Raw genomic sequence first — 23,479 nt, 5'->3', positions numbered from 1 at the left:
CCTGACGGCAAACCGAGAGCACGCACAAACGAGCGGGCACGCTAGCGCAGTTTCCGTGGAGAAAGTGCGGCCACGCAGTCAGTCAACACGGCATGTTGGATATGGCAAGAAACCCGCCAGAAAGCGCTGCAGATGTCTTGACGTTCATGCTTACTATCTGAATTACCCTTGGTCAAGAGAATCTCCGCTCAATAATACAGCTCCCACGCGGCGATGGAAGCACCCGCGAGCGCGAGGGTTTGCCGCGTCGCAATCGATATGGGTTCAAGTACAGCCGCCCCTTCGCGGCGGACCGGTTCCACGATGACGTTGGGTCGAGTCAAGCCATAGTCTTCGGGATTGATTTGGAATTCGAAGGTGACGGGGGCATCGGAGACGTTGGCGAAGATTAACGCCGTGCGTTCCCCCCGTGGCAGGCGCCACGCGCCGACAAGCACGGCAGAGGTGGTAACCCACCATTCACCGGACCACTTCCAGTCTGCTTTGACGCTGGACACGTCGCCAAGCAAGCGCGGCGGGCGCGCCATTTCGCCCGCGTGGAAGTAGCGGCGCAGTGCATGGCGCATGCGCACGGCGTCGCGGAAGAAACCGGCGCTGGGCAGCGCGCGCAGGGTCGAGGGCGCGAGCCAGCCGATCTGCTCGCCAAAGACCAGTTGCTGGCCTGCTTTCATGCGCATGGCGAGGTCGGCGGTGTCGCCGCCGCCGTACGCGCGGCCGAACATCTGGATCGCGCCGCCGTACACCGCCGAGAACACGGGGACTTGCCCGTCGTGTTGCCAATGCCACGTCAGGTAGCCGTCGAAACAGAGAATAAACGGCTCGCCGTTGCATTCGGTGGTCAGCATGCGATCGGCCTGCATGTCGCGGCGGAGAGATGCAAGCATCTGCCAGTAACCCTCGTTCCACCACGCGCCGCCGCCGAGCGGGTGCCCGTGCGACGCGTCCATGCAAAGCGCGGGGGCCGCTGCGGCGACCTGGTCGATGTAGACGCCTTTGACGCCCATTTCGTCTTGCAGGCGCAGCACGATGTCCTTGACTGTGTTCTGCCAGAGCGGGGTCCAGGGACACATCACGCCGAGTTGTACGGGCTCGCCGTTTTCCTCTTTGCTGCCGTATTTCTCGATGTAGGGCTCGCCGTCTTCGCCCTTCGTCACGGCGGGCTTCGCGACACTCGTGAATTCGGCGTCTTCATTGCCCCTATCGTGCGTGTCCCAGAGACGGCCGTTGATGTACGGCATCACGAAGACGTTGTGTTCTTGAAGGTCGCGCACCGCGTCGGAGAACCCATCCTTCGTCGGGAAGTAATGCGGGTAGTCGTTATCGAAGGGAATCTGGTGCCAGTTGTACCAGTGGAAACCGACAGGCACGCCGAGCCACTGCGCGAAGTCTTTGACCTGGTCCACGACTTCCGCGGGCGCGCCGCCCGTCTGCGCCCACGCGGACAATTCGCGCATCCACGGCGCGGTGTCGGGCCGCCCGTCCGCGCCCAGTTGCGGCCACCAGCGCGCCTCCGCCTTCGCCCACGCTCGATAGACCATCGCGGCGTCGAACCAGTCGCCGCGGAACAGGCGCCAGACCGCGGTTCCGGGCAGGCGATACGCGGGCGAGACGCCCGCACCGCCGCGTGGCGCGTGATGTTCGAATGCGAATCGGACGCTCCGTGAATCGGCGTCGGAGTCGAGGAGCAGTTCTTTGACGGAGCCCATCGGGTCGTGGTGAGCGAAGTAGAGGCCGCAACCCGGGCTCGCGGCATCGGCATACGCGGCGAAGAACTGCATGCTCGTCCAGCCGCTGGGGTAACGGCCGCTGAACGAGAAACCACGCGTCCAGGGATCGACCTGGACCTCGCCCGGCCCGCGTGGAAACAGTACAGCCGTGCGCTCGCCCAACGCGCCGATGGCAATCTGCGGAAACACCACGTCCCAGACGGTCCAGCCGCTTCCAGGCGCTATTTCCATACTCCAGTCAAAGGCATGCTCCGCGGCGACCGCCCGCGCGCTGACGCGCACGGATAGACCGCCAAGCCGTTCCTCCGTGGCGCCTTTCCATAAAAGAACGAGTTCGCCATTCCCGGCCGTGAGCGTGACATCCGACCAACCCGCGTCCGCGTCCACGGTGACCGATTCCTTGGCGACATTCTTCAAGGTGACGGCGAACAACGGCAGTTGCCGGTTCGACAGCATCTCCGTTCCCGTGACCGTGTCGTGAAGCCCGGAGACGCGCGCGCCTTGGGGCAAGGTTTCGAGGGTCATGCGCAGCTCGCCGGAAGTAAAAATCTCGGCGTATGCACTCGCGCATAGAGCCACGCAGGCTGCACAAGTCAGAATACAAAGATTCTTGAGCATCTTCTGCCCCTCCTTGGAGAAACTTATAGAAGATCTGTGCCGGAAGTGCAAGACACTGTCCTTGGATGCTCATCGGGGCCGGCGGTTGCCGTCTGAAAGCGGTTGTCGTGGAGCCAACCAAGTGCGGCATGGATTTCCGGGAGCGGAACCTGATGCGCGGCATGCAGGAACTGGAAAGAGCCTTGCCAAGAACACGGATAACCGCTGGACCGCTCCTCATTACGCCTCATTGAGCCCATTTGCGCTCCGTCCCCTTGCGGCCCTATACTCCCCCGCGATTGACCCCGGCAGGAATTCCGGATGGATATCCCCCCGCAACTACATACGTTCTTCGTCGCCGTGTCCTTCGTGCTGGGCGCGATGGTCGGCAGCTTCTGCAATGTCTGTATCTGCCGCTGGCCGTCGGGCGAGTCGGTGATACGGCCGCGGTCGCGGTGTCCGAAATGCCAGAACGGCATTGCGTGGTATGACAACATCCCAATTGTGAGCTGGCTGCTGCTAGGCGCGAAATGCCGCCAGTGCGGCGCACCCATCAGCTGGCAATACCCGATTGTGGAAGGGGTGACGGGCGCGCTGTTTCTCGCGGTATACGCACGGTTCGGGCTGAGCCTTGCCACGCCGGTCTACATGGCGCTGTGCGCGGGCCTGATCATCGTGACGTTCGTCGACCTGCGCGAATGGGTCATCCCGGACGAGGTGACGATTCCGGGCATATTCGCGGGGCTGGCCTTGTCCCTGGCGGGGATGGCGTTTCCGGAGGGCAGCCAGCTGCGCGTGGTCTCGCTGTGGGATGCGCTGATCGGCGCCGCGCTGGGCGGGGCCATTCTCTATCTGTTGGACCGGGTCACGATCCTGATTCTAAAGAAGCCCGGCATGGGCTTTGGCGACGTGAAACTGTTGGCGATGATCGGCGCGTTTCTAGGCTGGAAAGGGGTGCTCGGCACGCTGATGCTGGCATGCATCCTGGGCAGCGCGGTGGGCCTTTCGCTGATTGCCGCGAGCAAGTTGCGTTCCGGCGCTCCGCCATCGGAAGCGGCGGCAGTTGACGCAGCGGGCACCGGGAACAAGAAAGACGAGGAGGAGGTGCTACCGGGCCACTACATCCCATTCGGGCCGTATCTGGCGCTGGCGGGTCTGCTGTATCTGTTCTTCGGGCCGGAAGCCATTGAAGCTTATATGAGGGCCGTTCAATTGCCCGCGCAGGACCTGATGCTGTCCCTGTAGATGACATGATGGCACATACGTTTCCACAAGACCTCTTCCCCATCGAGATTCCCACGCCGTTCCCGGTCGGGCCGGTGAATGTGTTCCTTTGGAAAGGCGAACCCTTGACGCTGATCGACACGGGACCGCGCACGGACGACGCCTACGCGGCGCTGACGGCGGGCCTGCGCGCGCACAGGCTGCTCGTCTCCGATATCGAACGTGTGCTGCTCACGCACCACCATGTAGACCATGCAGGGTTGTTGCGCCGGATTGTCGAGGAGTCCCGCGCGGTCACCTATGCGCACCCGGAAGTGCCCTCGGAAAACCGGCCCGAGAATCGAGTGGACCCCGCGGAATGGGACGCCTATTTTTCGGACATGTTGCATGAATTGGGCGTTCCGGCGCCGGAAGTTCGCGGCGTTACGGCATTCATGGCCGGCTTCCGGAACCTGAGCGAGCCTTATCACATTGACCACGTGTATGAGGATTGCGGCGAGGTTGCCCCGTTCACCGCGTATTTCGTGCCGGGGCATTCCGTCACGGACACGCTGCTGGTATCGCATCGCGGCCGGTGTACCGCCACGGGCGACCACCTTCTTGAAAACATCAACCCGAACCCGCTCATCCACCGTCCCGCGCGGCCGGATGCGCCGCGCATCAAGAGCCTCGTGGCCTACCAGCGGTCGCTGCACCGGTCGCGGCAACTTGAACTGGGCCTGTGCTTTCCCGGCCACGGCGAGCCGTTCCGGGACTACCGGCGCGTCATTGATGCGGCGCTGGCCAAGCACGCGCGGCGCGAGCGCCGCGTGCTGCGGCTGATGGGTTCCGGCGGCATCACGCCGTATGCGCTGGCCAGAAAGCTCTACCCGGAAGCACCTTTGGAGAATCTGTATCTCGTGCTCTCTGTGGCGCTGGGGCACCTGGAAGTGCTCGAAGAGAAGCAGCAGGCGGGCAGGGAACACCACGGCGGCACGCTCGTGTTCCGGACGCTCGACCGCGATGCCGCAATCGAAGGAGGTCTGGGCACATGAACGCCCGCGAGATAGGCGTGTTGCGCTTCGAAGAATCGTATTTCGAGCGCATCTGGGGTGGCCGCCGGCTGCAGACGCTGTTCGGCAAGCCACTCCCTGACAGGGCCGCAATCGGCGAGGCATGGCTCATCGCGGACCACCCCCTATGCGAGAGCGTCGTGTTGAACGGCCCTGTGCGCGGCATGCCGCTGCGCAAGCTGATTGAAGGCGACAGCGCGGGCATTCTGGGCTCGCGGGCGCGGCTCACGCCCTACGGGCGCTTCCCCCTCTTGCTGAAACTGATCGACGCGGAAGACATATTGTCGGTGCAGGTGCATCCGGACGATGCGATCGCGGCCAGACTCGGCGAGCCGGACGCCGGAAAAACCGAAATGTGGCACGTGCTCCATGCCAAGCCCGGAAGCCAGTTGTACTGCGGCCTGCGTCCGGACGTGACGCGCGAAACCCTGGCGCAGGCCATCGCGTCGGAAACCCTGCAACCTCTGCTCACGCACTTCAAGGCGTCCGAGGGCATGACCGTGTTTGTTGACGCGGGCACCATGCACGCCATCGACTCCGGCCTCGTCATCGCCGAGATCCAGCAAAACAGCAACATCACCTACCGCTGTTACGATTGGGGCCGCGTGGACGGGAACGGCAAACCGCGGGATTTGCACATCGAGAAATCGCTTGCGGCGACGCATTTCGGCACGTCGCACGGCGGGCCTGCCAGGACGCTGACATACGAACAGAGCGGAGCCGTGATTGAGGTGCTTGGCGCGTGCCGCTATTTCGCGGGAGAGGCGTTGACCGTGCGCCGCGCCTTTCGGCGCGACACGCGGCGCGAGTCTTTTCACATGCTGATGGTGAAGCGCGGCCGCATCGGGTTATCCGCGGGCAACAGCGGCGTCTCGCTGGGACCTGGCGAAGCGGCGCTGCTCCCCGGTTGCCACGTCTGTTTCGACATTGAAGGCGACGGCGAGATTCTCGACTTCTACGTGCCGGACCTCACCCGCGACATCGTGGCGCCGCTCTTGAAAGCGGGTTATGGGCGCGACGGCATCATCCGGCTGGGCGGTGACCCGGTGACCAGCGACCTGGCGGCGCTCTGCTGACCCGCACGCGGCGCACGGCGCGCCGTGCACGCAATCCCAACGCGGGCATCCCATCTTGGACACGGCCCCGCGGTTTTGCTATACTTCGCCGTGTGTGTGATGGCGGGGTACGGGCCCGTATTTCTTCACGCGAACGGCGGCTTCATTTTTGAGTGGAGGCGCAGATGTTCTTGCCGTTTTGCGGGCCGGCCCCAATACATTGCCAGGGAAAGGAGGTGCATGCGTATGGCCACAGACGTTAACGTCGCCGAAATCGTGCGGCGCATCATCGTGGAGAAGTTTGAACTGCAGCCGGAGGAGGTGACGGAGAACGCGCGCTTCGTGGACGATCTGGGCGCGGATTCGCTCGATATTACCGAGGTGATCATGGCGTTGGAGGAGGAATTCGGGATCGATATCGACGACGACGCCAACCAGATCGAGACGGTAGGCGACGCTATCCAGTACATTGAAGGAAAGTTGCGGGCGTAGCCTCGCGTCTCGTGGGAGACGCTGCATATAGATATGGAGGAGCTTGAAAAAGCCCGGTTCGACCCGTGAGGGTGAGCTGGGCCTTTTTCTTCGGTCCCGTCTTCGGGACAGGTTCGCGGCCGCGGCCCTGGCACGTGGCCTGCGGCGCGAGGAGGGCGTATGGGCACCAAGGTCGTCGTAACGGGCATGGGCGTCGTGTCGCCCGTGGGCAACACGGTAAGCGCTTTCTGGGAGTCCCTGTGCGCGGGCCGCTCGGGAGTTCACGCCATAACGCATTTCGAAACCGCGGACTTGCCGACGCGGTTCGGCGGCGTGGTCGATGAGGTGGTCCCCGAAGGCATGACCCCGAAGGACCTGCGCCGCGCCGACCTGTACACCGTCTATGCCATCGAGGCTGCAAATCAGGCGTGGCGTCAATCGGGGCTCGACATTTCCGCCGAGAATCCCTATCGGTGCGGCGTGCTGGTCGGGTCGGGCATCGGCGGCATCGAGACCATCCACGCAGAGGGCATCCAGTTCCATCTGCACGGTCCCAAGCGCATCTCACCGCTCATGGTGCCCAAGGGTCTTGCGAATATGGCTTCAGGCGTAATCGCGATCCGGCTGGGCCTCCAGGGGCCGAACAAGGCCGTCGTGACGGCGTGCGCAACGGGCACGCACTGCATAGGCGACGCCGCGGCGCTGATTCGGGCGGGGAAAGCCGACATCATGCTGGCGGGCGGCGCCGAGGCTGCCTTGAACCGATTCGGTATCGCCGGGTTCGGCGCGATGCGCGCGATTTCGCGCCGCAACGACGCGCCGGAGCGCGCGAGCCGGCCTTTCGACAAGGACCGGGACGGTTTTGTGCTCGCGGACGGTGCAGGCGTGCTTGTCCTCGAGTCGGAGATGCATGCGCGGCGCCGCGGCGCCGCCATCCTGGGCGAAATCGCGGGGATGGGCGAAACCTGCGACGCCTTCCATATCACCGCGCCGCGCGAGGACGGGACCGGCGCCGCGGAGGCGATGCGCCTGGCGCTGGCGGAAGCGCAAATGAACCCGGGAGACATTGGTTACTACAACGCCCACGGCACGAGCACGCAGCACAACGACCCGATGGAATGCCGGGCCTTGTATGCGGTCTTCGGCGACACGATGCCGCCCGCCAGTTCCACGAAATCGATGACGGGGCACCTGCTCGGCGCGGCGGGCGCCATCGAGGCCATCGCGTGCCTTCTGGCGATACGCGACGGCGTCCTTCCGCCAAGCATAAACTACGATACGCCGGACCCGGAATGCCCGTTGAACCTGGTTGCGAACGAGGCCAGGGAAACCCGCGTTGCATTTGCCATGTCAAATTCGTTAGGATTCGGCGGCCATAACGCGTCGATAATCGTGAAGAATTATGGATGACCGCGACGCACGTAACGAGGCGTTGCGCGTTCTGGCCTCCCGACTGGGGATCGATGTTAACGACTTCGCCCTGTTCGACCGGGCGCTGACTCATGCTTCGCTGGTGGCGGAATCCGCGGAGGCCACCAGCGACTACGAGGCGCTTGAGTTCCTGGGCGACGCGGTTCTCGGTCTGGCGGTGGCGCATCGCCTGTTCGAACTGACACCGGAGCGCACCCCCGGCGATTACAGCCGCTTGCGGGCCGGATTAGTCAGTCGTGTTTGTGTGGCCCGCGTGGCGCAAGCCCTGGAATTGGCCCCGGCCATTCGCCTTGGCAAAGGCGAGGAGTCGTCGGGCGGGCGCGAGCGCACGGCGTTGCTGGCCGACTGTCTGGAGGCGCTGATTGGCGCGATTTATCTGGACAGCGGCTGGGAGGCCGCGCGGACGTTTGTGGTGCGCATGTTCGAGGACGAGATTGCGCAGAGTCTGCGGCAAGACCGCGTGTGGGACTACAAGTCACGCCTGCAGAATTACTGCCAGGCGCAGCACATGGCCTTGCCGCAGTTCGAGGTGGTCCGCTCGGAAGGACCGGACCACTGCAAGGAATTCGAGGTGGAGGTGGTGGTTCGGGGCCGTCCGGCAGGCCGCGGGCGCGGCGCGACCAAGAAGGAGGCGGAGCAGCAGGCGGCCCGGGCCGCATTGGAGCAGGAAGGCTGCCGCTTTGACTGATGTGTAGACTTAGCGGTAGGTAGGATTATGTGTTTTCAGGTATTAACGCAGAGGAGTTGGCCAGCACTATGCAATTGCCGTTTCTCAAGATAAGCTTGGGCGCAAGCGTCCTTGCTTTGGCGTTCGTCGTCTATTTGGCGCGCTATGTCTTGTCAAAACCGCAAGGAAACGAGACGATGGCGCGGCTATCCAAGGCGGTTCAGGAAGGCGCACTGGCCTTCCTCTTTCGCGAATACCGCTACGTGCTCAGCACGGTGGCGATCCTTGCGATTGGCATTGGGATCGTCGGGAGTATGCGGCCCGACCTCCCGCTCGGTTGGAGCACGTCCATCGCATTCATTTCGGGCGCTATCGCGAGCACATGCGCCGGGTTCCTCGGCATGTATATCGCGACGCGCTCGAATGCGCGGACAACCGCAGCCGCCGAGTCCGGCGGCGTGAAGGCCGCGCTCGATGTCGCAATCAGCGGCGGCGCGGTCATGGGCCTCGGGGTCGTGGGCATCGCGCTTGCCGGCCTCGTATTTGTCTACTTCTATTTCGAGGGTGAGGCTCAGATCGTTAATGGCTACGCCATGGGCGCATCACTCGTGGCGCTGTTTGCCCGCTCCGGCGGCGGCATCTATACGAAAGGCGCCGACATGGGCGCCGACCTCGTCGGCAAAGTCGAGGCCGGGATTCCCGAAGACGACCCGCGCAATCCCGCCGTGATCGCGGACAACGTGGGCGACAACGTCGGCGACGTGGCCGGCCTCGGCGCCGACCTGCTCGAGTCTTATGTTGAAGCCATTATCGCCAGCTTGGCGGTGGCGGCGGTGATTGTGGGACTTGGAACCGGATATGTCGTGGCGTTTCCCTTTATGACCGCCGCCATCGGCATATTTGCGTCGGTCCTTGGCGTCATGTACGTCAAGAAATTCGCCCAGTCAAATCCGCAACAGGCGCTGATGAACGGCACCTACATCAGCGCGGGGCTCGCCGTATTGGGCGTGCTTCTCTATTCGTGGATCTTCGGCGAGCAGTTCACGCTGGATGGCGTCACGTATTCGAAGATGGGTCCGGCATTAGCCTGCATTCTCGGCATCGTCGCGGGCACTGTGGTCGGGTTCGTCAGCGAATACTTCACGTCCGGCAAGTACAAACCGGTCCAGAAACTGGCGGAAGAGGCGCAGTCCGGCCCCGCGATCGCGGTGACCGGCGGCACCGCCATCGGCATGCAGAGCACCGCGGCCCCGGTCGTCGTGCTTGCGCTTGCCGTAGTTGGGGCGTATTACTGCTGCGGCATGTACGGCGTTGCGATCGCGGCGCTCGGCATGCTTGCCACGACCGGTATGGTCGTCGCGGTCGACTCCTACGGGCCGATCGCGGACAATGCGGGCGGTATCGCCGAAATGTCACACCTCGACCCGAGTGTCCGCAAGATTACGGACAACCTCGACGCGGTGGGCAACACGACGGCGGCCATCGGCAAGGGGTTCGCTATCGGCAGTGCGGCCTTCGCGGCCATCGGCCTGTTGAGTGCGTTCATGCTGGCGGCCAATCTGAGTCCCCATCATGTCACCCTGCTCGAGCCCAGGATTCTGTCGGGCATTCTTATCGGCGGCATGCTTCCTTTCTTGTTCAGTTCGATGCTGTTCAAGGCGGTAGGCACCTGCGCCTATGCCATGATCGAGGAAGTGCGGCGTCAGTTCCGCGACATCCCCGGGCTCAAGGAAGGCGACCCGAGTGCGCACCCGGACAGCACCAAGTGCGTTGACATCGCGACAACCGGCGCTATCCGCGGGATGATGCTTCCGGGCATTCTCGCGATCGCGTTCCCGGTCATCATCGGCGTAGCCTTGGGCGCGTCTGGTCTCGCGGGCATGCTCGTCGGCGCCATCGTCACGGGTGTCATGCTGGGTATCCAAACGGCAAATAGCGGCGGCGCGATGGACAACGCCAAGAAGTACATCGAAGAGGGCCACTTCGGTGGCAAGGGCTCCGAAGCGCATAAGGCGGCCGTCGTTGGCGACACCGTCGGCGACCCGCTGAAGGACACCGTCGGACCGTCCATCAACATCCTGATCAAGTTGATGTGCGTTATCTCGCTGGTGCTGGCCCCGCTCTTCGCCGTCCAATCGGCTTCCGGTGATTTGTTTGACAAGTATCCCGGCGTTGAAGAATGGGTCCTGGACAAGGCGGTCGAGACGGACCAGGTGGGCGAGTTTGAAGCGGACTGGGTCGTTGTCTACGCCAACGCGGAGAAAGAAGTCAGCATCCGCGGCTTCGCCACCAAGGAAGACCTGGAGAAGGAACTCCGGGACTACAGTGCCGCGACGGAACCGCAGCAACTGGGCATCTACGGCGCTTACAATAAGGGCCTGAAGCTCTCGCTGGACTGGACTGTCGTGCCCGGCCTCACGCCTGCGGAGAAATAACCGTATTCCCCAGGAAACGCCAATACGCGGGTTCCGGAATTGCCGGGACCCGCGTTTCTTTTATTGCCGGCAGCGCGGGTCTGAAGAATCCTCTTGCCACGGACGTCGCCGGCGCCGTTGAACCGGCGCAGCGGAAAACATCCAACGCATCCCACACCATCTCGAGCGGAAACCCCAAAACCTCAGCGCGGCAGCTCCCCGGGCATGTCCCCCATATGCAAGGATATGACATTTACGTGATATCCCTCCGCCTCCTCGCGCACCTCAATATTGGCGATGAATCGCCTGTCGTTCGGGCAGTGCATCTCTTTGCGTGAGATGAGTCCGTGGATTACTACCCTGCCCATTTCGCGCGCGTTGGCGTGCGCATCTCCGAGGCGATTCCGGAACACACTCTCCAACTGTCCGGCTCGTCCCTCCTGAGGAAGCGAGGACATGTTCCAGGCCGCTGCCGCAAGGGCAAGGTTGAACTCGAAGCGCTTCCGTTCGTCTTCGACGTCGAGATACGATTCCGCGAACTCCAGAAGCACGGCCGACATCTTACCCCAGGGGAACCGGGTGACACGCCCATTTTCTGCGTCTCTGTCGCGCCGTGTGGCCTGCCTAACTCAGCATCTTGGCGATTTTCAGCATGAAATCGCCGACTTTGCCGCCATACTCAGGGCTGCCGTCGTTCTCAACGAGGCCCGCGGCCATGGCGCTGACCGTGTCAATGCTGTTGGACAACACGGGCAGCGCGGCATCAATATCCCTGAAGATCATATGCACAAACGGCTTCCGGCGCGTATACAAGCCGCGACCGGCCTTCGTCTGACCCGCCTTGATCTTGAGATAGCAGGCAATGTCAGTGTCCTTCACCGACCACTGGTAAATGCGCTCCGGCTGATTCCCGGTCCACTTCACCATTTCCGGGTCACCGCCTTTGTTAAGCTGGCTGAGCGCGGTCGAAACCATGTACAGGGTCATCTTCACCTTGAGCCGCGCCATTTCGGGCGTCTTCGGCTTCGCCGTGGGCATGAGTATCTTCATACCCAGCAAGATGCCGAAGACATTGAACAGCAGGCCGGGCTTCCGGACCAATCCCTTGAGCAGCGGCCCCAACGACGGGAGCACGGGCTTCCCCGCGAACATGGCGACCATCTTCGGCACGCTCGAGAAGTGGAACACCAGGTCCGGGTTTTCGGCCAGGCCCTGCACCACCTCGAAAGCGCCGTCCGTGAACTGCAGGAAGGCCGCGACCGGCCCTTGAGTGTCGTCGGCGACGAATTGGACCTTCGCCGTCACTCCCTGGAACTTGCGGCCAACCTTGGGCACGTCTTCAAGCATGACCTTGATGACCGGCAGCACAGCGCGGCAGATAATGCGGGCAGCGAGCAATTCCTGTGGGGTGGCCATCGATTACACCTCGTCTTCCCAGTCCTCGTCCGCCTCGAATTCGCGGCCCATGACCTCGCGGACCTTCTCAATGATCCCGTCGGCATCGATCTTGTACAGGTTCATCAGGTCCTCGGGATAACCGTGGGAAATGAACCGGTCCGGAATGCCAACCCGCTGGAACACGCAGCCCTTGCCGCTCTCCGCGATGACTTCCGCCACCGCCGCGCCCAGGCCTCCGATATGGTTGTGGTCCTCGACGGTGATGATGCGCCGCGTCTCAACCAGCGCTCTCATGATCGCGTCGCGGTCGATGGGCTTGATGGTGTGCATGTTGACCACGCGCACCGAGAGCTTGTCGTCCGCTTCGAGAATCTTGGCGGCCTGGACGGCCTGGAACACGCACGCGCCCGTCGCGATCACGACGATGTCACGGCCCGGCGTCATCTCGACGGCCCGGCCAATCTCGAAATCGTACTCCGTCTGCTCATACACGCGCGGCTCGAAACCGCGGCCGATGCGCACATAGACCGGGCCGGGCGTGCGCATGCAGGCAACGACCGCGTGTGCTGTCTCGATCGCGTCGGCGGGGACAACCAGCTTGATGTTCGGGAACGCGCGGACGATGCTGAGGTCTTCCGTCGCATGGTGCGTCGCGCCACCGGAACCGAACGACGTGCCGCCGTGCGTCGCAATGATCTTCACGTTCAGATTCTGGTAGCAGATGTCCGTGCGAACGAATTCGCAGGCGCGCATCGAGGCAAACGCGGAAAAAGTCGAGACGAACGGTGTCAGCCCCGCCTTGGCCATGCCCGCGGCGACCGCGAACAGGTTCTGTTCGGCAATGCCGAAATTGAAGAACCGGTCGGGAAACTTGTCCCCGAACGTTCCTATCTTCGTCGATTTTGCGAGGTCCGCGGACAGCCCCACGATTTCTGGGTGCTTGTCGCCGAGATCGGCCAGCGTCGCGCCATAAATCTCGCGTTGCGTCATCTTGTCTGCGTCGTATACGGTCCAGGTTAATCCACTTTCCGGCATGGCTTACATCTCCGCGAGTGAGGCCTTGGCTTTCTGCACCAGTTCGGAACTGAGGCCGCCGTAGTGCCAGGCCGGGTCGTCTTCCATGAACTTCACGCCCTTGCCCTTGACCGTATTACAGACGATCATCGTCGGTCCGCCCGCATGCGCGTGCGCGCGCTCGATGGCGTCCGCCAATTCGTTGAAATCATGGCCGTTCACCACGAGCGTGTTCCAGCCGAACGCCTGCCACTTGTCCGGCAACGGTTCCAGGCTCATCACCTCCTCCGTCGGCCCGTCGATCATCATCCGGTTGCGGTCGAGGAATCCGGTCAGGCTCGAAAGCTTGTAGTGCGCGGCGGACATGGCCGCCTCCCAGATCGAGCCTTCGTTCGACTCGCCGTCGCCGATAATGCAATAGACTCGCCACGGCTTCTTCAGTACGCGCGCGCCCAGCGCGAGCCCTACGGCCTCGCCCAGTCCGTGGCCCATCGAACCCGTGGATACTTCGACGCCCGGCACCTTCTTGCTGTCGAGGTGCATGCCGAGCAGGGAGTTCGTGTGGTTGTATTCTTCCAGGTGCTTCGGATCGAAGAAACCGCGCTTGCACAGCACCACCGCATGGCCGACGCCGCCGTGGCCCTTGCTGAGCACAAACCGATCACGGTCCTCCCAGTTGGGATTCTGCGGGTCGATGCGCAGGTACTTCCAGTAGAGGATCGTCATGATGTCCGTCGCGCTGAGCGAACCGCCGATGTGCGCGCCGCCCGACCAGCCGGTGACGTCGACGATCGTCTCGCGGATCTCCCGTGCGGTTCGTTTCAGGTCAGCGAGTTCCTGCGATGTGAGGGGCATTTCCAGACTCCTGCAGGAAGACGAGAAGCCGCGGGCGGGCAGGCATGCAGCACGTCACCTTACTCGCGCCGGTCAGTCGCGTCTTCCCCACGTTGTGCCTTTCACTTCAGTCCGCGCATTACGCTGCGCGGCATTCTCCCTGTTTCATCCGGCAAACCAGGCACCCGTCCCGGATTCGCATGGCCCAGATGCGTGAGTTTGCGGATCAGAAACGCTTGTGTTTCCGGTCCTGAGATAGAGCCTAAAGAAAAAGGGCGGTGATGCGCAAACTTCGCTCTGGATTCCCAAGCATGCCCGCAGGCTCTGTTGAAAGCAATCGAAACGGCTGCACGCAGCACCTTCGTAACGCGATACGCCTCGCTTGTCCAGTCCGTCGCCTGTTGCCATACCCATGCTTCCCGAAAGTGCCGAACCTGCCCCCTCACCCCCCGCCGTCTCGGGGCCTCATGTTACGTCCCGTTTCTCCCCTTTCCTCCCAGCCTCTACCTCTTGAAACGCCTCCTCCGCAATCTCGAGCGTGCGCTGAATATCCTCGTCCGTATGCGCGGCCGAAAGGAACCAGTTGTGATGCGAGGTAAAGAAGGCCCCGCGCCGCGTGCATGCCGCGCACCAGTCCTGATGCAGCATGAGGCTTGGGTCGTCGGTAATGCGATAGTACGCCATGCCGGGGTCGCCGGTGATCTTCAGCGTATAGCCGTGTCCGGCGGCAATCCTTATGAGGCCTTCGTTCAGTTTACGTCCCTTCTCGCGCAAGAGGTCCGGCGCGTCGACGCGGCTCAATTCTTTCAGGCACGCGAGCGCCGCGGCCATCGGTCCGGCGGAAAACCAGTAGCTACCAGTATGAAAGACCTTCGCGGCCGCACCGCGCAGCGCCTCGACCCCTACAAGGGCGGAAATGGGGTAGCCGTTCGCTATCGCCTTGCAAAAACAGATAAGGTCCGGCTTGAATCCAAAGAACTCGTTGGAGCCGCCCATGTGCAGCCGGAAACCGCAGCGCACATCGTCGATGATGAATACGATGCCGTTCTTCCGCAGGATTTTCTCGACAGCCTGCCAGTAGCCATCGGCGGGCAATTCGCTGTCCGCAAAGATCGGGTGATGATAAGGCGTGGCGATAAAGCCCGCGATATCGTTCGGGTATCGGTCGATGGCCTGTTCCAGCGCCCCGATGTCGTTCCACGGGATGCGGATGATGTGCTGATGGTCCTGTTCGATGAGGCCGTGATGGCCCGGGGCCTGCATCCAGGGCGAGGTGCCGTGATAACCGCCCTGAATGCCGATGATCTTCCTGCGTCCCGTCGCCGCACGCGCGATCATGGTCGCGAAATTCGTCACGTCCGCCCCGTTCTTCGCGAAAAACACCCACTCCGCGACAGGGATAAGGCCGACCAAGTATTCCGCCAATTCCACCATCTTCGTGGAAGAGACGGAACTCGAATCCGCCTCGCGCATCTGCGCCTGATACGCCTCATCAACCACCGGATTGCCATAGCCGAGGATCATGGGGCCGTAGGCGCACATGTAATCAATGAATTCGTTGCCGTCCACGTCCCAGAAATGGGAGCCCTTCGCGCGCGAGCCGAAGAACGGATACGCGTTGACGGGCGGGCATGGCGCCGGGCTGAAATGACCATAAATCCCGCACGGTATAACCTTGACCGCGCGCTGAAACCACGCCGCGGATTGAGGATATTGGTAGCCGCTCATGAGAATCTTCCCAGTCTTGTTGTTCAGTTCATATGCTGCGCCTGTATCGGCCAACGACATGAGAACAGGCCCCACACAGGCCCGCAAGAAACCAAAATGCCGCAGCACCGTACGGTGCTCACGCCAAGTATCCCGCCACCCGGTCGAGGATCAGGCCAACGTTATCGACAATCGGGAGCATCCCGCGCAGCATCACCTTGCCTTCGCCAACCGCGCGGAAACTGTCCAGCTGGTTATTCAGCAGTGCGTGGGCCACGTCCATGTCCTGAAAGGTCATCGTGGCCGAGGGCGCTGCGGCCCTGCCCTTCGCGACCGTCCAGGCGCCCGGCTGCACGGTCGCCGTCACGTCCGGCCCGTCCGGCAAGACCGATATCTGTAGCGTCCCGGCGGGCGTATGCCCGGCGATCTTCTTGCAGACGGGGTCCAGCAACGCGAGTTCCCGGACCGCATACGCGGCCGTGTACAGGGTCAGCGTAGTGTTCACGAGCTTGAACGCCGGGGCCTGCGCGACGCCGTTCTTCGGCTTGAGAAAATATTCGAGGCGCTGCGTCGCTTGCGCGAACTTGCGCGACAGGAAACCCAGCTTGCTGAAGCCCTTGATTGGTATCGGGTTCCCCTTGCCGTCAAACATCTTGTTGAGATGCCCGGGCGACAGAAACAGGAGCTTGACGTCCGCCCGCGGGTGTGCGCCCGCGCCGTGGCGGCATGCCCCGTCCCGGAATTCCAGCCAAGCCGACGGCCCCCCCCGCACGGCAAACTGGATGGCGATTTGCCAGTCCTTGATAAGCGCCGCCGTTTCCGGGTCAAGAGCGGGCAAGTCCTCGAGATTCCGGAGCACCGCGAACAGATTCAAGTGAGCCTTGACAAGGTCATTCGCCATAGTTCTCACCTCTCCAGCGCGCCGAAGGCGCCCACCGTCCCCCGTGCGCACTACGAACGCCGCTCGACCTCTATCCCGGTCACTCCACGTAACCCAGTGCGCCCAACTGGTCCTGCATTTGCTGCGGAATCGCGTCCGGGGCGGCCGTCGGCGGCTCGGGCGCCGCCGCTGCGGCGCGCGGCGCGCCTACCGGCTCTTGCGCATGCGCGCCCATGCTCTGTTCGAGCGTCTGACGCACCCCGGTATGGGCCGGGTCATGCGCCAGGTTGGCGTCCCAGCGTTCGTCCGGATTCGCCTGGAGGTCGTACAATTCGACCGGCGGGATGCCGCGATAGTACTTCTGACCTTCTTCGGTCTGAATGAGTTTCATGTCGCGGGTCCGCACGGCGCGTATCACGTTCCCTTCGAAATCGTTGTGCGCATGCGCGGAATGGATGCCTGCGTTGGCGAAATTGCCTTGCGCATCGAACAGGGCTTGCCCCGCCATCGCGGGGCTCTTCGGCAAGCCCGCGAATTGCAGCATCGTCGGCGCGAGGTCAATATGCCGCGCGAGGTCGCTGTTGCGCGTGCCGCCCAGATGATTGCCGGGCAGTTTGACCAATAACGGGATATGGACCAGTTCGTCGTACAGCGTCTGGCCATGCCACCAGCCGCCGTGGTCGTAGAACTCCTCGCCGTGATCGCCCGTGACCACGATGAGCGTGTTTTCGTATACGCCAAGGCGTTTCAGGCCCTCAAACAACTCGCCCAGGTACCGGTCCATATGCTGAATCTCAAGCACATACGCCTTTTCCAGCGCCTTGTCCAGCGACGGGTCCGGCGCATCCATGTTCGCGCGCGCGTAACCGCCGTTCGGCGCATCCGGGTCCATGAACGGGTCATGCGTATCCATGTAGTGCAGGTACAGGAAGAAGGGCGCGCCATCCGGTACCGCGCCGCTTTCCAGGAACTGAAGCGCAGCCGCGGTTACGTCCTCGGCGGGATGGTAGAACTGCCGCACGTTCATCTTGTGCCGGAGCAGCTTGTCCACCCGGGGTTTCACCATGCGATGGAACACGCCGTAGATGGCGAGGTTTGCCGCCGATGCGGGCGCACCGTAGATGCGCGCCGGTTCCAGGAACTCATAGCCCACGTAACCCTGGTCAAAGTTGTAGAGCGAACTGAGCCACGGATTGTTGGGATACCCTTGCGTGTAGTAACCGGCCGCGCGCAACCGTTCCGCAAGCGTATTCGCGTCTTCCGGAATGCCCTTGTCCTTATTGGTCGCCCCGTGCTGCTCGGGGTACATGCCGGTGAAGATGGTGGCGAAGGACGGCTTGGTCCAGGAGGCCTGCGCAAACGCATGGTCAAACACGACGGCGTCGCGCGCAAAAGACTCAAGCGCGGGCGTTGCAACCGAAGGAGACCGATACGGGTTTACCGGCTGCTGCGTTACCGGGGTGAGCCCCGCGGCGGCGGCCGGAAGTTCGACCGTATTACCCTCCGCCAAGACCGGCTCATCCAGCGGCGCGGGCACGCTCCCGGCCGGCATTTCAGCGGCAAACAACGCTGTGTTGTCTTCGCCCGGGTGCGCCTCAAAGAGCCTCAGATAGTCGGCGCGGCAGGCGTCCAAGCCGACAAAGATCACGTTCGGGCCCGCCACGCCCGGCATGGCCTTGAACGCGGCCGGCACCGCCGGTTGCGGCCGCGTGACCGCGGAAGCCGCGTATGCGGCGCCGATAAGCCCCGCATACGCCAGGATGCCAACTAACATCAGCCAGACCGCGCGATGGCGGACGATTCGGCCCACTATAATCGCCGCAATCGCGGCTATCACGAACCCTTCCAGCACGACACCCGCGGATAACTGGCCCGCGAAGGCCAACTGCAGCTTTGAGGGGAAATGGCCGCCCAGCACGTCGCGCTGAAACCGCCAGACGCCCAGGCCAAGCGCCGCGAGGCCCAGCGACGAACCAAAAATCACGCCGAAAGACGCGAACCACCTCGGAAAAACATCGACCAGCAGACAAAGGAACAGCAAGGCGGCGGCTACGCCGAAACCGATCCCGGCGAAAACGACGCTGTATGCTATCGCGCCCCACCAGAACATGCCCGTCTCGCTGAAATCGCCCAGCCGATAATACAGCCAGGCCGATTCGCACACGCCCAGCACCGCGCCCGCATAGGCCCCCGCGAACACGCCGCAGGTCAACATGCCGAAGACGTTCGCGCGGTAGCCGCGGACCGCCTCGGGAGACAGATGCAAGGCCGCGAGAGCGGCGGCCTGCGCCGCGGCCGCCTCCTTGCGAGCTTCAGCCACGTGTGCCTCCAATTCCTCTCGTTCCGGGCGCTTGCGCAAGACAAACACCACCGCTCCAATCAGGAACGGCACCACCTCGCCCACCCACCAGCCCAGATGCGCCAGCGTGACGGCGGCCGCGGCCGTGGCGCCCGCGCCCGTCGCCAACAGCGCCAGAAAGCCAAATTCGCGAATGCCCTCGCCGCCGATCGACGGCCCCAGCACCGTGCCGTAAATGACCAGCGGGCTGGCAAACAGGATATGTGCCAGATCCACGTTCTCGGCGCGAATCGACATGGCCGTCCCGAAGAACATCAGGCACGTGCCCAGATGCACGATAACGCCCAGGAGCACCGCCAGCAGCAGATTCATCCGGCTGCCGCTGTACGCCGTGGCCGCGGCCGCAAGCTTGTTGATTGGATTGCGCACAATGGCAGGCGTGGGCAGCACGGCCAGCAGCACCTGGATCACGCGCGGGTTTAACAACAGCAGGAAGAACACCACGACGAATACGCCCAGAATGCCCATTGCCGTCAGAAGGAACGGCAACTTGATGTTGACCACCTGCATGCCCAGCGGAAACGTGAGGAATACCAGGCCCGTGAGCGCTACGAAGCCGGTGAGTTTTTCCACCACGATGACCGTAGTGCACTTGATCACCTCGCCCGTGTATCGCGACGAGTCGTAAATGCGATAGCCGTCGAGCCCTATGGTGCCCGGCATGAATATGCCGAACATGCGCCCCACGAAAAAGCTCTCGAAGACGTAACGCAGCGGCATGCGCAGTCCCTGCCCATACAACAGCAGGCGCCACCGCATCACGCCGCACAAGACGGCAAACAGTTTCACCGCCAGCGCGAAACCCAGCCACAAAGCAACGTTTGCCGCGCCCGCCCCCTGCAATTCCCGGAGCATGTCTCTCGGCTTGACGCCGCCAAAGATGTCCGGACTCAGGCCGAACACTTCCGGCCAGAACAGGAGCGTGAACAGCCCCGCAGTAACGCCCACTTTTATCAGCGAAGACAACACTCTTTTCACGGAATTACCTCGATCGATTGGTCTCTGATATCTCGCCCAAAAGGCGCGTGAGAATATCATACCCATCCAAAACCCGGCAAACGTACGACAGACATGGCACGGTATCCCGGGTCGTTTCTTTCGCTGAGGCCGTATGCGCTTACCCGACGCCGAAACCGCGGCGAAAGGCGTGCCCACGCCCGAAAGCAGGGGTCCGCCAAGCACTCGACAAACCGGATGCACGGCTCTTTCTGTGAGGCGAAGAGAGCATCACGCGCAACGGCGCATTGCCGCCGGATGATGGGACTCGTGTGCTCTGCCACACGGACCCGCACGCACCTCCATTCATGGAGCGATGGAACAGGTTAAGGCAACCGCGCCGGAACAAAAAACTGGCCACTACCGTTTACATGGCGCACTGCCATCTGCTACATTCCATCACGTTCGGCAGTATTGCCGGAACACATGACGAACTCCAGCTTCGCCATTTTTGCTGCCCGTCGTTTTCCTATCGGCATGGGTTGGCGGCGTTTTTGATGTTTTTCGGTTGTTATGGCTTGAAAACGGCCCCAGTGTGAACAGAGGGCGAGAGACCGTCCACGCTCGGCACTGCGCAGCGGTTGGGGCTGACGTCTTCATCGAGTATTGGATAGTCGACATGTTCGGTTCAGCAAAGTCCGAAGTCATGCGGCGTCAAAGCGCGTCATGCGGAATCGTGGCGCTGCTTGTCTGCGGCGCCGTCGCGGCGCAGGGGGACACACGGTACACCTATGCGCAATTCTGGCGGACAGACCAGCCCCGCCTCGTGACGGAGGAAACACGCGCGCTGGATTTCAGCCAACCGTCGGCCTATGCGTTCCTGGGTGAAGGCTGGCGATACGCGCGGGGCGATGTCTACACGTTCGGACCCGGGCCAAGCCTGGCCAGCACCAGCCTGATCTCCGAGGTGCATGTGTGCGTGTTTCGTCCGCGCGACCTGCGGCTTCGGTTGTTTCTGAAGCAGCATCACGATGACGCGCTCCCGGCGCAAGAGATACAGGTTGCATGGAACCGGACGCGTATCGGCGTGTGCGCGTTCCAGAAAGAAGACGGATGGAAAGAACGCGAGTTTGCGTTCGACGTGCCGGCCTCCGCTATGGAATCCGGATGGAACACCATCACTCTTATCAACCGTTTCTGCGTGGCCCCCAAGGATATCAACCGGGGCAACGATCCGCGTCCGCTGGCGTTTGGAATCCGGAGACTGGAATTGACGGAAACGGAAACCGCGCCACCACCGCCGCCGGAAGCGGTGTTGCGGGTGGAAGGCGAGACGCTGGTCCAGCTGCCGAACTCGCGGGCCGCGTTCCCCTGCCGTCTGCCCGGCTTGGGGCCCGCGCTCCTTTCCTTCCAGGCCATGACGCCAGAGCCGGCGGCGCACGCGCGCGTTCTGGTTCGATGGGACGCGCAGGACGGACCGAAGGAACGCGTGCTCTTTGAAATCCCTGCGGAGATACCGGCCGACCCCGCTGAGGGAATCGCATTGGACGGCCTCGATGGCAAGGTCGTGGAAATCATCTTTGAGGCGTTCTCGGACGCCGCGCCGGAGGCCGTGCGCTGGACGAGTCCGCAATTGTGCGGCCCGGCGGCGCCGCAGCCGGAATCCATGGCGTCCCCGGTCTCCTTTGCCCCGCTCGACCACGTAATCCTAATCATTCTGGACGCACTGCGCGCGGACCGGGTCGGCTGCATGGGCTGGGTGCGCGACACCACGCCGTGCATCGACGCGCTGGCCAGCCGCGGCGTCCTGTTCGAGCGCGTCTATGCCGCCGCCCCCTATACGTTCAGTTCGACCTTCTCACTGCTGACGGGCATGTATCCATTCCAGCACGGGGCGTCGCAACTGCCCCAAAGGCCAGCGGACGCGCTCCCGCGATTGCCGGGGGTGCTCCGCGAGCACGGCATCGTCACAGGCTGCATTTCGGCGAATCGCTATGTTTCTCCGGAGTCCGGCATGAGCGAGGGCTTTGACGAGTTCTTTGACGGCACGGAAGGGCTGCCGGAAGCGCGCATCGCGGGCAATGAAGAAGCCTTGAAGGGGGACCCAGGCAAGACGACGGCACTGGCGCAGGATTTCCTGCGCCGCCACGCCGGAGAACGGTCCTTCCTCTATGTTCACTACCGCCAGCCGCACGCGCCGTACTTCGCCCCGGGCGAGTACGCGGAGTCCCTGGCCCTCGACCCCGTGAAAGCGGTGAGCCCCGACGTGGCCGTGCTGGGGGCGGTCAACCAGCGGCGGCGCGCGGTGACGCCGCTTGAACTGGAGAACGTGAAAGCGCGCTATGAGGAAAACCTGAGAGCCGTAGACGCGGAAGTGGGCAAGCTGTGGCGCACCGTCGAGGAGTTGCAGTTGACCGGCCGCACGGTGTTCATCGTCATGGCCGATCACGGGGAGGCGTTTCTGGAGCACGGCCAGATGGGGCACAGCAATACGGTCTACGAGGAGGAAACGCATATCCCTCTGGTTGTCGTGGCGCCGAATCTGCGCGAGGCTCTGGGCGCCAGCACAGACCGCATTGCAGGCACGGTCGACCTGTTTCCCGCCATCTGCCGTCTTCTGGGCGCCGCGGCGCCGGCGGGCCTGATGGGGCGCGACCTGTTCTCCGCGGATCCGCCCGTACCGGAATGCGAAGTCCTCGCCGCATCGCAAAACGACCAGCATGTCCTGCCCTGGGAGGCTTACTGGTTTGCGCGATACAAACTGGTCACGAACCGGTTCCGGCATGGCGTCGCGCTGTACGACCTGGAATTAGACCCGGGCGAACGCAGCGATCTCGCGCCGTTCCAGCCCGTGCTTGCCGACTATCTCCGGGCCGAAGCGAGTGCGTGGCGGTCACGGCACGAACTCCCGGCCGAGTTACAGGCCGTGGAGGGAGCACCCATCGACGACGAGATGAAAGCGCAGTTGGAAGCCTTGGGCTACGTCCATTAAACTCTGCGGAAGGCATCGTGGCGGGCGGTGTTTGACGCAAGTACCCTGCGTCACCGGCCACGGTCTCTATCGGGGCTCACGTTCCCGCCGGAAGAAACTTGAGGAGACGGAAGATCATGAGTGTCCAGATGTTATTCGTAATCGGTGCGCCGCGCTCGGGCACGACCATGCTCGAACATATGCTGTCCTCGCATTCGATGATCCAGGGCGGGCCCGAGCCGCACTTGTTGACGCCGCTCGCGCATCTCGGGGTGTGGGACAAAGTCGACAAGGCGCCGTACGACCACATCCTGGCGGCGGAATCGCAGAAGTTGTTCGTGAGCCAGTTGCCCGGGCAGGAACTGGACTACTGGGACGCCTGCCGCGCCTATTGCGACGTTATCTACGGGCGCTACCTTGAACATGCAGGCAAGGGCAAACGCATTTGCCTGGATAAAACGCCCGCGAACGCGCTGATCCTGCCGTTCATGATGAAGGTGTTTCCCGACGCGAAATACGTTGTGCTCACGCGGCATCCGCTGGCCATGTTCTCGTCTTTCGCGAATTCCTTTTTTGACGGCGACTACAACGTCGCACAGGATCACAACCCCATCGTCAACCGGTACGTGCCCGCGATTGCCGCATTCCTGCGCCAGACCGAGGTTTCGTTCATCCACGTGCGCTATGAGGACCTGGTCAAGGATCCCGAGACCTGGTTCGCGCGCATTTGCGAGTACATCGG

At 62.9% G+C, this 23,479-nt stretch carries 17 protein-coding genes; 9 read left to right on the top strand and 8 right to left on the bottom strand.

From position 1 onward, the window contains the following. Positions 1 to 188: 188 nt before the first annotated feature. On the bottom strand, positions 189 to 2,345 hold the full coding sequence (locus KA184_06915; GenBank protein ID MBP8129299.1) for a hypothetical protein: 2,157 nt from the start codon (positions 2,343 to 2,345) through the stop codon (positions 189 to 191). A gap of 300 nt (positions 2,346 to 2,645) precedes the next feature. Between KA184_06915 and KA184_06910 the strand changes: the two genes are divergently transcribed. The 7 genes from KA184_06910 to KA184_06880 all read left to right on the top strand — a co-directional run bounded on the left by KA184_06910 (position 2,646) and on the right by KA184_06880 (position 10,659). Continuing rightward, positions 2,646 to 3,569: a prepilin peptidase gene (locus KA184_06910; GenBank protein ID MBP8129298.1), complete on the top strand. Its 924-nt coding sequence runs from the start codon at positions 2,646 to 2,648 to the stop codon at positions 3,567 to 3,569. A gap of 5 nt (positions 3,570 to 3,574) precedes the next feature. Beyond that, positions 3,575 to 4,582 carry an MBL fold metallo-hydrolase gene (locus KA184_06905; protein ID MBP8129297.1) on the top strand — a complete coding sequence of 336 codons (1,008 nt, stop codon included), beginning with the start codon at positions 3,575 to 3,577 and terminating at the stop codon, positions 4,580 to 4,582. Beyond that, positions 4,579 to 5,676 carry a class I mannose-6-phosphate isomerase gene (locus KA184_06900; protein ID MBP8129296.1) on the top strand — a complete coding sequence of 366 codons (1,098 nt, stop codon included), beginning with the start codon at positions 4,579 to 4,581 and terminating at the stop codon, positions 5,674 to 5,676. Before KA184_06905 ends, KA184_06900 begins: the two co-directional genes overlap by 4 nt. A gap of 225 nt (positions 5,677 to 5,901) precedes the next feature. Then, the gene (locus KA184_06895) at positions 5,902 to 6,147 is read left to right on the top strand and encodes an acyl carrier protein (protein MBP8129295.1); all 246 of its coding nucleotides are present in this window, start codon (positions 5,902 to 5,904) and stop codon (positions 6,145 to 6,147) included. Positions 6,148 to 6,306: 159 nt separating this feature from the next. Further along, positions 6,307 to 7,536: a beta-ketoacyl-ACP synthase II gene (gene fabF / locus KA184_06890; protein ID MBP8129294.1), complete on the top strand. Its 1,230-nt coding sequence runs from the start codon at positions 6,307 to 6,309 to the stop codon at positions 7,534 to 7,536. Beyond that, a complete protein-coding gene (rnc, locus tag KA184_06885; GenBank protein MBP8129293.1) occupies positions 7,529 to 8,245 on the top strand; it encodes a ribonuclease III in 717 nt (238 codons plus the stop codon). The genes fabF and rnc overlap by 8 nt, the downstream gene beginning before the upstream one ends. A gap of 68 nt (positions 8,246 to 8,313) precedes the next feature. After that, positions 8,314 to 10,659 (top strand): sodium-translocating pyrophosphatase, encoded by a 2,346-nt coding sequence (locus KA184_06880; GenBank protein MBP8129292.1) that lies wholly within the window; start codon positions 8,314 to 8,316, stop codon positions 10,657 to 10,659. 182 nt (positions 10,660 to 10,841) lie between these two features. On the opposite strand, the gene KA184_06875 is transcribed toward KA184_06880, so the two are convergent. The 7 genes from KA184_06875 to KA184_06845 form a co-directional block, all read right to left on the bottom strand. Then, a complete protein-coding gene (locus KA184_06875) occupies positions 10,842 to 11,189 on the bottom strand; it encodes a hypothetical protein (protein MBP8129291.1) in 348 nt (115 codons plus the stop codon). A gap of 73 nt (positions 11,190 to 11,262) precedes the next feature. Further along, positions 11,263 to 12,054 (bottom strand): hypothetical protein, encoded by a 792-nt coding sequence (locus tag KA184_06870; GenBank protein MBP8129290.1) that lies wholly within the window; start codon positions 12,052 to 12,054, stop codon positions 11,263 to 11,265. Between the two features lie 3 nt (positions 12,055 to 12,057). Further along, positions 12,058 to 13,071, bottom strand: a complete 1,014-nt coding sequence (locus tag KA184_06865; protein MBP8129289.1) for a transketolase family protein — start codon at positions 13,069 to 13,071, stop codon at positions 12,058 to 12,060. A 3-nt stretch (positions 13,072 to 13,074) separates the two neighbouring features. Next, entirely contained in the window at positions 13,075 to 13,905 is an 831-nt protein-coding gene (locus tag KA184_06860; GenBank protein ID MBP8129288.1) for a transketolase, read from the bottom strand. Positions 13,906 to 14,349: 444 nt separating this feature from the next. After that, the gene (locus KA184_06855) at positions 14,350 to 15,612 is read right to left on the bottom strand and encodes an aminotransferase class III-fold pyridoxal phosphate-dependent enzyme (protein MBP8129287.1); all 1,263 of its coding nucleotides are present in this window, start codon (positions 15,610 to 15,612) and stop codon (positions 14,350 to 14,352) included. A 118-nt stretch (positions 15,613 to 15,730) separates the two neighbouring features. Next, positions 15,731 to 16,492: an SCP2 sterol-binding domain-containing protein gene (locus KA184_06850; GenBank protein ID MBP8129286.1), complete on the bottom strand. Its 762-nt coding sequence runs from the start codon at positions 16,490 to 16,492 to the stop codon at positions 15,731 to 15,733. A 79-nt stretch (positions 16,493 to 16,571) separates the two neighbouring features. Further along, the gene (locus KA184_06845) at positions 16,572 to 19,808 is read right to left on the bottom strand and encodes a sulfatase-like hydrolase/transferase (protein MBP8129285.1); all 3,237 of its coding nucleotides are present in this window, start codon (positions 19,806 to 19,808) and stop codon (positions 16,572 to 16,574) included. 637 nt (positions 19,809 to 20,445) lie between these two features. Here KA184_06845 and KA184_06840 point away from each other — a divergent pair. Continuing rightward, positions 20,446 to 22,758: a sulfatase gene (locus KA184_06840; GenBank protein MBP8129284.1), complete on the top strand. Its 2,313-nt coding sequence runs from the start codon at positions 20,446 to 20,448 to the stop codon at positions 22,756 to 22,758. A gap of 116 nt (positions 22,759 to 22,874) precedes the next feature. Continuing rightward, on the top strand, positions 22,875 to 23,479 hold a 605-nt coding region (locus KA184_06835; GenBank protein ID MBP8129283.1), incomplete at its 3' end, for a sulfotransferase.

Source organism: Candidatus Hydrogenedentota bacterium, assembly GCA_018005585.1.
GTDB lineage: Bacteria > Hydrogenedentota > Hydrogenedentia > Hydrogenedentales > JAGMZX01 > JAGMZX01.
The sequence above is the reverse complement of the archived record's forward strand: the minus strand, read 5'-3'. Positions and strand labels throughout refer to the sequence as shown.

Bases quoted from the DNA above. Each gene is read 5' to 3' on its own strand.
- KA184_06895 (MBP8129295.1), top strand. From the start codon at position 5,902: ATGGCCACAGACGTTAACGTCGCCGAAATCGTGCGGCGCATCATCGTG.
- KA184_06905 (MBP8129297.1), top strand. From the start codon at position 3,575: ATGATGGCACATACGTTTCCACAAGACCTCTTCCCCATCGAGATTCCC.
- KA184_06860 (MBP8129288.1), bottom strand. From the start codon at position 13,905: ATGCCCCTCACATCGCAGGAACTCGCTGACCTGAAACGAACCGCACGG.
- KA184_06870 (MBP8129290.1), bottom strand. From the start codon at position 12,054: ATGGCCACCCCACAGGAATTGCTCGCTGCCCGCATTATCTGCCGCGCT.
- KA184_06855 (MBP8129287.1), bottom strand. From the start codon at position 15,612: ATGAGCGGCTACCAATATCCTCAATCCGCGGCGTGGTTTCAGCGCGCG.
- KA184_06880 (MBP8129292.1), top strand. From the start codon at position 8,314: ATGCAATTGCCGTTTCTCAAGATAAGCTTGGGCGCAAGCGTCCTTGCT.
- KA184_06850 (MBP8129286.1), bottom strand. From the start codon at position 16,492: ATGGCGAATGACCTTGTCAAGGCTCACTTGAATCTGTTCGCGGTGCTC.
- KA184_06915 (MBP8129299.1), bottom strand. From the start codon at position 2,345: ATGCTCAAGAATCTTTGTATTCTGACTTGTGCAGCCTGCGTGGCTCTA.
- KA184_06900 (MBP8129296.1), top strand. From the start codon at position 4,579: ATGAACGCCCGCGAGATAGGCGTGTTGCGCTTCGAAGAATCGTATTTC.
- KA184_06840 (MBP8129284.1), top strand. From the start codon at position 20,446: ATGTTCGGTTCAGCAAAGTCCGAAGTCATGCGGCGTCAAAGCGCGTCA.
- KA184_06910 (MBP8129298.1), top strand. From the start codon at position 2,646: ATGGATATCCCCCCGCAACTACATACGTTCTTCGTCGCCGTGTCCTTC.
- fabF (MBP8129294.1), top strand. From the start codon at position 6,307: ATGGGCACCAAGGTCGTCGTAACGGGCATGGGCGTCGTGTCGCCCGTG.
- rnc (MBP8129293.1), top strand. From the start codon at position 7,529: ATGGATGACCGCGACGCACGTAACGAGGCGTTGCGCGTTCTGGCCTCC.
- KA184_06865 (MBP8129289.1), bottom strand. From the start codon at position 13,071: ATGCCGGAAAGTGGATTAACCTGGACCGTATACGACGCAGACAAGATG.